12 protein-coding genes and 1 pseudogene are annotated in these 7,473 nt (G+C 38.6%); all 13 read right to left on the bottom strand.

Annotated features, from left to right (window positions below):
* Positions 1-324, bottom strand: a pseudogene (locus EAE90_RS07390) (hypothetical protein); the annotation flags it as partial.
* A 12-nt stretch (positions 325-336) separates the two neighbouring features.
* The gene (locus tag EAE90_RS07395; RefSeq protein WP_214052958.1) at positions 337-1,101 is read right to left on the bottom strand and encodes a restriction endonuclease fold toxin 5 domain-containing protein; all 765 of its coding nucleotides are present in this window, start codon (positions 1,099-1,101) and stop codon (positions 337-339) included.
* A gap of 20 nt (positions 1,102-1,121) precedes the next feature.
* A complete protein-coding gene (locus tag EAE90_RS24895; protein ID WP_479687641.1) occupies positions 1,122-1,232 on the bottom strand; it encodes a PAAR domain-containing protein in 111 nt (36 codons plus the stop codon).
* 46 nt (positions 1,233-1,278) lie between these two features.
* Positions 1,279-2,001, bottom strand: a complete 723-nt coding sequence (locus EAE90_RS07400) for an Imm52 family immunity protein (RefSeq protein ID WP_214052960.1) — start codon at positions 1,999-2,001, stop codon at positions 1,279-1,281.
* 12 nt (positions 2,002-2,013) lie between these two features.
* The gene (locus EAE90_RS07405) at positions 2,014-2,775 is read right to left on the bottom strand and encodes a restriction endonuclease fold toxin 5 domain-containing protein (RefSeq protein ID WP_214052961.1); all 762 of its coding nucleotides are present in this window, start codon (positions 2,773-2,775) and stop codon (positions 2,014-2,016) included.
* A 1-nt stretch (position 2,776) separates the two neighbouring features.
* Complete coding sequence (locus EAE90_RS24230; RefSeq protein ID WP_281422321.1) at positions 2,777-2,905, bottom strand: PAAR domain-containing protein; 129 nt, start codon at positions 2,903-2,905, stop codon at positions 2,777-2,779.
* Between the two features lie 45 nt (positions 2,906-2,950).
* Entirely contained in the window at positions 2,951-3,673 is a 723-nt protein-coding gene (locus tag EAE90_RS07410; RefSeq protein ID WP_036777741.1) for an Imm52 family immunity protein, read from the bottom strand.
* A 13-nt stretch (positions 3,674-3,686) separates the two neighbouring features.
* Positions 3,687-4,451 carry a Tox-REase-5 domain-containing protein gene (locus EAE90_RS07415; protein WP_214052962.1) on the bottom strand — a complete coding sequence of 255 codons (765 nt, stop codon included), beginning with the start codon at positions 4,449-4,451 and terminating at the stop codon, positions 3,687-3,689.
* Between the two features lie 175 nt (positions 4,452-4,626).
* Positions 4,627-5,349 carry an Imm52 family immunity protein gene (locus EAE90_RS07420; protein ID WP_214052963.1) on the bottom strand — a complete coding sequence of 241 codons (723 nt, stop codon included), beginning with the start codon at positions 5,347-5,349 and terminating at the stop codon, positions 4,627-4,629.
* Positions 5,350-5,362: 13 nt separating this feature from the next.
* Positions 5,363-6,127: a restriction endonuclease fold toxin 5 domain-containing protein gene (locus tag EAE90_RS07425; protein WP_214052964.1), complete on the bottom strand. Its 765-nt coding sequence runs from the start codon at positions 6,125-6,127 to the stop codon at positions 5,363-5,365.
* A 20-nt stretch (positions 6,128-6,147) separates the two neighbouring features.
* Complete coding sequence (locus EAE90_RS24900) at positions 6,148-6,258, bottom strand: PAAR domain-containing protein (protein WP_479687642.1); 111 nt, start codon at positions 6,256-6,258, stop codon at positions 6,148-6,150.
* A 46-nt stretch (positions 6,259-6,304) separates the two neighbouring features.
* Positions 6,305-7,027: an Imm52 family immunity protein gene (locus tag EAE90_RS07430; RefSeq protein WP_214052965.1), complete on the bottom strand. Its 723-nt coding sequence runs from the start codon at positions 7,025-7,027 to the stop codon at positions 6,305-6,307.
* Positions 7,028-7,039: 12 nt separating this feature from the next.
* Positions 7,040-7,473, bottom strand: a 434-nt coding sequence (locus tag EAE90_RS07435) for a Tox-REase-5 domain-containing protein (protein ID WP_246550462.1), incomplete at its 5' end; no start/stop codon positions are given.

Here is a 7,473-nt window from a genome sequence, read left to right on the forward strand (position 1 = left end):
TTTTGTTGACAATTTATTATAACTAACACTACTAGATAACTCATCCTTTTCACCATCCCATATACCTTCAATAAGTGAAGGAAAGTCTTTTTTATAAGATTTTTCAAAATAACTTACTGCTTCGTCTGTAGGCCCTTGTTCATCAAACACAATATGTTTTAATGCCTCTTTTCGGGAACATCCTTTTAAAAACCATGTTTTTTTCTTCCCGAAAAATATATCGATTTGCTGTGTGATATGAAACAAATCCATCAATGCCGTATTAGCAGTAATAGTTTTTTGCTGTTCATAACGTACATTTATTTCTATACGAACTATTGTCATGTTGACCTCAGATTAAAATAAACTGTCGTAGGGGGTATAATGAACTCTGATATTTTTATACTCTCTAAACTGTACCTTAAAATAAGCATAACTGATTGGTTGTAAAAAATGCCATTCTACATAAGGTGTGCCTTCTAGAACATCACAGACTTTTTGATGCCTTTCAGCCTGTTTTTTGCCTGATTCATCACCTTTCCACCAACTTTTGGGTTTCCCTTCACTATTAAAAAACTGGTCATACCGCGCTTTGGCTTCCAGAAATAAGCAATACGCTGGTCGCCAGCCATCAAACGTCACTTTCAGGCACTGAAATTTCTGAATCATTTGTGTGAGCGGGTTATATTTAGTTTTCGCAATAAATCGCTGATAGTTAATCGTGATGGCGCTCCAGCGACTCACCTTGCGATATTTTTCACTTGTCACCGGAATAGCAAGGCAAGCTTTGCACACTTTTTCAGTTTCCGTTTTTTCACACTCTTCCGTTTCAGACTGGGCTTTAGTTTGAACTGCACTGGTATCAACAGATTCATCCCCTAAATCATCGTCCTCCCAAAAATCCGCATGGGCTTCGGCGCTCCAGACGATATTTCGATCTTCATCTGTGATTTCAGGGCTTATCACAAAATCCGTTTTCTTATGGTGAATGTCGTCATCCTCTATAACGGATTTATCTTTACCGGCTTCCATCAACCCAACCGCAATTAATACTCCGGCACAGGCGCTGGCGACATATTCAGCCGCACCCACTACGACCGGAGCTAATAAGGGTATTGGCATATTAACGCCTCCTGTTTATCTCATTTTTTGCAATAATTAGGAACACCATTGTGAGTATATTCATCAATAGCGGTAATCACCTTACCGCCATGATCTGTCGTATCACCCAGCAGAATAACCGCCTTTGACATTAAAGTTCTCCATCGTTTTCCGATTGGTAAATAACATCACCTTCCATTAAATTTCTGTAATTAATGGCAGTAATCCCAGGTTCACCAACTGTATTTCAACATCATTGGATTTATCAATATCATCCTGATTTCTTCCATCAAAAATGCCTTTTTTGGTAATAATCAGAGTGCCTACCTGTTCATTATTTTGATACACAGGAAGCACATCTTCCGCCATAGGCAGATAGGATTTATCAATAATACGAGGCAGGTAAAGCATCCAACCAACACTGAGACGATCAGGGAAAACCTGTTTGCCTTTTAAGGTATATTCATTCGACTCTACCTGAATATTAGGTAAATTACGGCTCAAGGCAAAATAGCTAACCAGATTAATTAACCGCAATACATCAAGCTGATGACTGTCAATATTTAGATTCAATTGCAGCCAAACCCAGTTAGGATGAACACTTGGCATTTTGCTATAATCTATGCCGCTAGATAATTCATCCTTTTCACCATCCCATATTCCAGTAATAAGTGCTGGAAAGTTTTTCTTATAATCTTTTTCGAAACTTTTTATAGCCGCTTCAGTTGGCCCCTGCTCATCAAACACGACATGTTGCAGAGCCTGTTTTCTAGAGTAACCAGTTAAATACCAAGCCTTTTTCTGCCCAAAAAAGATATCAATTTGTCGTGTGATATTAAACAAGTCCATTAATGCCATATTCGCGGTAATGGTTTCCTGCTGTTGATAATATACATTGATTTCTAAACGGATTATCGCCATATTGACCTCGGATTAAACTAAACTTTTGCAGGGAGTATAATGGGCACTAATATTTTTATATTTACTAAACAGTACTTTAAAATATCCATAACTGATGGGCTGTAAAAAGTGCCATTCCACGTGAGGTGTTCCTTCTAGTGCGTCACAAACCGTTTGATGCCTTTCTGCTTGATTCCTAGCCGAATAACTGCCAGTCCACCATCTTTTAGGTTTACTATCCTTAAAAAACTGGTCATACCGCGCTTTAGCCTCCAGAAACAGGCAATATGCTGGCCGCCAGCCATCAAACGTCACTTTCAGGCATTGAAATTCCTGGATCATTTGTGTGAGCGAGTTATATTTAGTTTTAGCAATAAATCGCTGATAGTTAATCGTGATGGCGCTCCAGCGACTCACCTTGCGATATTTTTCACTTGTCACCGGAATAGCAAGGCAAGCTTTGCACACTTTTTCAGTTTCCGTTTTTTCACACTCTTCCGTTTCAGACTGGGCTTTAGTTTGAACTGCACTGGTATCAACAGATTCATCCCCTAAATCATCGTCCTCCCAAAAATCCGCATGGGCTTCGGCGCTCCAGACGATATTTCGATCTTCATCTGTGATTTCAGGGCTTATCACAAAATCCGTTTTCTTATGGTGAATGTCGTCATCCTCTATAATGGATTTATCTTTACTGGCTTCCATCAACCCAACCGCAATTAATACTCCGGCACAGGCGCTGGCGACATATTCAGCCGCACCCACTGCGACCGGAGCTAATAAGGGTATTGGCATATTAACGTCTCCTGTTTATCTCATTTTTTGCAATAATAGGAACACCATTGTGAGTATATTTATCAATAGCGGTAATAATCTTACCGCCATGATCTGTCATATCACCCAGCAGAATAACCGCCTTTGACATTAAAGTTCTCCATCGTTTTTCAATTGGAAATAACATCATCCCTCATTAAACTTCGGTAATTAATGGCAGTAATCCCAGGTTCACCAACTGAATTTCAATATCATTGGATTTATCAATATCCTCCTGATTTCTTCCATCAAAAATCCCTTTCTTGGTGATAATCAGAGTGCCGATCTGTTCATTATTTTGGTACACAGGCAGCACATCTTCCGCCATAGGCAGATAGAACTTATCAATAATACGGGGCTGGTAAAGCATCCAGCCGACACTAAGGCGATCAGGAAAAACCTGCCTGCCTTTTAAGGTATAGCCGTTAGTTTCCACCTGAATATAAGGAAAATCACGGCTGGTCGCTAAGTATTTAACTAAATCAATTAATCGGGATGCATTCAGTTGGCTACTGTCAATTTTTAAATTGAGTTCTAACTTAACCCAGTTAGGATGCCCAGATTTTGATTTATCATAAATAATGCCACAAGATAATTCATCTTTTTGTCCATCCCACATTCCATTGATAAGTGAAGGAAAATTTTTCCTATACTCTTTTTCAAAGTCTCTAATCGCAACTTCAGTTGGTCCTTGCTCATCAAACACAATATGTTGTAAAGCCTGTTTTCTAGAATATCCAGTTAAATACCAGGTCTTTTTCTGCCCGAAAAAAATATCAATCTGCCTTGTAATGTAAAATAAATCCATTAACACCGTATTTAAGGTAATAGTTTCCTGTTGTTCATAACGTGCATTGATTTCCAAATTAATTATTGCCATCGTTGACCTCAAATTAAGTTAAATCTTTACAAGGAGTATAATAAACATTGATATTTTTATGTTCAATAAATAGTATTTTAAAATACCCATAGCTGACAGGCTGTAAAAAATGCCATTCCACATAAGGAGTTCCCTCCAGTACATCACAGACTACTTGATGTCTTTTTGCCTGATTTCGCGCAGAAATCTGACCTTTCCACCACCTTTTAGGTTTACTATCACTATCAAAAAACTGGTCATACCGCGCTTTAGCCTCCAGAAACAGGCAATACGCTGGTCGCCAGCCATCAAACGTCACTTTCAGGCACTGAAACTCCTGAATCATTTGTGTGGTCGGGTCATATTTAGTTTTAGCAATAAATCGCTGATAGTTAATCGTGATGGCGCTCCAGCGGCTAACTTTACGATACTTTTCACTCGTCACCGGAATAGCAAGACAAGCCTGACACTCTTTTTTAGTTTCCGTTTTTTCACACTCTTCCGTCTTAGACTGTGCTTTAGCCTGAACAGCACTGGTATCAATTGATTCTTCCCCTAAATCATCGTCCTCCCAAAAATCCGCATAGACCTCAGCACTCCAGACAATATTTCGATCTTCATCCGTGATGTCAGGGCTGATTACAAAATCCGTTTTCTTATGTTGAATGTTGTCATCGTCTATTACGGATTTATCTTTACCCACCTCCATGATACCGACTGCAATTAATACCCCGGCACAGGCGCTGGCGACATATTCAGCCGCACCCACTACAACAGGGGCTAATAAGGGTATTGGCATATTAACGTCTCCTGATTATCTTATTTTTTGCCATAATAGACACACTATTGTAAGTCTATTCATCAATAGCGCTAATAACCTTACCGCCATGATCTATCGTATCACCTAACAGAATAACCACTTTTGACATGAAAGTTCTCCATCGTTTTTCGATTGGTAAATAACATCACTCCCATTAAACTTCGGTAATTAATGGCAGTAATCCCAGATTCACCAGCTGAATTTCAACATCATTGGATTTATCAATATCATCCTGATTTCTTCCATCAAAAATGCCTTTTTTGGTAATAATCAGCGTGCCGACCTGTTCATTATTTTGATACACAGGAAGCACATCCTCCGCCATAGGCAGGTAAGACTTATCAATAATGCGGGGCTGGCAAAGCATCCAACCAACACTTAAGCGATCAGGGAAAACTTGTTTGCCTTTTAAGATATAGCCGTTGGTTTCTACTTGAATATACGGAAAATCACGACTAGTCGCTAAATATTTAACTAAATCAATTAATCGGGAAGTATCAAGTTTGGTACTGTCAATTCTTAAGTTTAATATTAACCAAACCTTGTTAGGATGGTTTGGCTTCGATTTATAATAATCAATGCTACTAGATAATTCATCATTTTCACCATCCCATATAGCATTATTGAAAAAAGGAAAACTTTTCTTATATTCTTTTTCAAAGTCTTTGATAGCAACTTCAGTTGGTCCCTGTTCATCAAACACAATATGTTGTAGAGCCTGTTTTCTAGAGTAACCTGTTAAGTGCCACGTCTTTTTCTGCCCGAAAAAAATATCAATCTGCCGTGTAATATGAAATAAATCCATTAACACCATATTTAAGGTAATAGTTTCCTGTTGTTCATAACGCACATTGATTTCCAAATTAATTATTGCCATCGTTGACCTCGAATTAAATTAAATCTTTGCAAGGAGTATAATAAACACTGATATTTTTATGTTCAATAAATAACGTTTTAAAATATCCATAGCTGACAGGCTGTAAAAAATGCCACTCCACATGAGGCGTTTCATCTAATGCATCACATACAGCTTGTTGCCTATCTGCTTGGTTTTTCCCTGATATACGGCCTTTCCACCACCTTTTGGGTTTACCATCGCTATCAAAAAACTGGTCATACCGCGCTTTGGCCTCTAGAAATAAGCAATACGCTGGCCGCCAACCATCAAAGGTGACTTTCAGGCACTGAAACTCCTGAATCATTTGTGTGGTCGGGTCATATTTAGTTTTAGCAATAAATCGCTGATAGTTAATCGTGATGGCGCTCCAGCGGCTAACTTTACGATACTTTTCACTCGTCACCGGAATAGCAAGACAAGCCTGACACTCTTTTTTAGTTTCCGTTTTTTCACACTCTTCCGTCTTAGACTGTGCTTTAGCCTGAACAGCACTGGTATCAATTGATTCTTCCCCTAAATCATCGTCCTCCCAAAAATCCGCATAGACCTCAGCACTCCAGACAATATTTCGATCTTCATCCGTGATGTCAGGGCTGATTACAAAATCCGTTTTCTTATGTTGAATACTGTCATCGTCTATTACGGATTTATCTTTACCCGCTTCCATGATACCGACTGCAATTAATACCCCGGCACAGGCGCTGGCGACATATTCAGCCGCACCCACAGCGACAGGGGCTAATAAGGGTATTGGCATATTAACGTCTCCTGATTATCTTATTTTTTGCCATAAATAGGTACACCATTTTGAGTATATTCATCAATAACGGTAATAACCTTACTGCCACGATCTGTCATATCACCTAACAGAATAACCGCTTTTGACATGAAAGTTCTCCATCGTTTTTCAATTGGTAAAAAATATCATCCTCCATTAAACTTCGGTAATTAATGGCAGTAATCCCAGATTCACCAGCTGAATTTCAACATCATTAGATTTATCAATATCATCCTGATTTTTTCCATCAAAAATACCTTTTTTGGTAATCATCAGAGTGCCGACCTGTTCATTATTTTGATACACAGGGAGCATATCTTCCGCCATAGGCAGGTAAGACTTATCAATAATGCGGGGTTGGTAAAGCATCCAGCCAACACTTAAGCGATCAGGGAAAACTTGTTTACCTTTTAAGGTATAGCCATTGGTTTCTACTTGAATATAAGGAAAATCACGACTGGTCGCTAAGTATTTAACTAAATCAATTAATCGGGATAGACTAAGCTGACTAGTATCAGTCGTTAAATTTAATACTAACCAAACCCAATTGGGACGAAAAGTTGATGATTTAAAGTAATCAATTCCGCTATCCAATTCATCCTTTTCACCATCCCATATACCAGTAATAAGAGCAGGAAAATTTTTCCTATAATCTTTTTCAAAACTTCTTATGGCAACTTCAGTTGGCCCCTGCTCATCAAATACAATATGTTTCAAGGCATCTTTACGGGAATATCCCTTTAAGAACCAGTTTTTTTTCTGTCCCAAAAAGATATCTATTTGTCGAGTAATATGAAACAAATCTATCAATGCGATATTAGGAGTAATGTTTTCTTGTTGCTCATAACGTACATTAAATTTTATATGAATTATTGCCATGTTAACCTCGTGTTAAACTAAACTATCGCAAGGGGTATAGTGAACACTGATATTTTTATATTCACCGAACAATATCTTAAAATAGCTAGAACTGACAGGTTGTAAAAAATGCCATTCCACATGGGGAGTATTTTCCAATGCATCACAGACTACTTGATGTCTGCGTGCTTGGCCTTTAGCGGAATAAATTCCCTGCCACCAATTTTTAGGATTTCCTTCACTATTAAAAAACTGGTCATACCGAGCCTTGGCTTCCAGAAACAAGCAATACGCTGGCCGCCAGCCATCAAACGTCACTTTCAGGCACTGAAATTCCTGGATCATTTGTGTGAGCGGGTTATATTTAGTTTTCGCAATAAATCGCTGATAGTTAATCGTGATGGCGCTCCAGCGACTCACCTTGCGATATTTTTCACTTGTCACCGGAATAGCAAGGCAAGCTTTGC

Origin of the sequence: Photorhabdus caribbeanensis (assembly GCF_018448885.1) — a bacterium.
GTDB lineage: Bacteria > Pseudomonadota > Gammaproteobacteria > Enterobacterales > Enterobacteriaceae > Photorhabdus > Photorhabdus caribbeanensis.

Bases quoted from the DNA above. Each gene is read 5' to 3' on its own strand.
- EAE90_RS07395 (WP_214052958.1), bottom strand. From the start codon at position 1,101: ATGCCAATACCCTTATTAGCTCCGGTCGTAGTGGGTGCGGCTGAATAT.
- EAE90_RS24895 (WP_479687641.1), bottom strand. From the start codon at position 1,232: ATGTCAAAGGCGGTTATTCTGCTGGGTGATACGACAGATCATGGCGGT.
- EAE90_RS07400 (WP_214052960.1), bottom strand. From the start codon at position 2,001: ATGGCGATAATCCGTTTAGAAATCAATGTATATTATCAACAGCAGGAA.
- EAE90_RS07405 (WP_214052961.1), bottom strand. From the start codon at position 2,775: ATGCCAATACCCTTATTAGCTCCGGTCGCAGTGGGTGCGGCTGAATAT.
- EAE90_RS24230 (WP_281422321.1), bottom strand. From the start codon at position 2,905: ATGTCAAAGGCGGTTATTCTGCTGGGTGATATGACAGATCATGGCGGT.
- EAE90_RS07410 (WP_036777741.1), bottom strand. From the start codon at position 3,673: ATGGCAATAATTAATTTGGAAATCAATGCACGTTATGAACAACAGGAA.
- EAE90_RS07415 (WP_214052962.1), bottom strand. From the start codon at position 4,451: ATGCCAATACCCTTATTAGCCCCTGTTGTAGTGGGTGCGGCTGAATAT.
- EAE90_RS07420 (WP_214052963.1), bottom strand. From the start codon at position 5,349: ATGGCAATAATTAATTTGGAAATCAATGTGCGTTATGAACAACAGGAA.
- EAE90_RS07425 (WP_214052964.1), bottom strand. From the start codon at position 6,127: ATGCCAATACCCTTATTAGCCCCTGTCGCTGTGGGTGCGGCTGAATAT.
- EAE90_RS24900 (WP_479687642.1), bottom strand. From the start codon at position 6,258: ATGTCAAAAGCGGTTATTCTGTTAGGTGATATGACAGATCGTGGCAGT.
- EAE90_RS07430 (WP_214052965.1), bottom strand. From the start codon at position 7,027: ATGGCAATAATTCATATAAAATTTAATGTACGTTATGAGCAACAAGAA.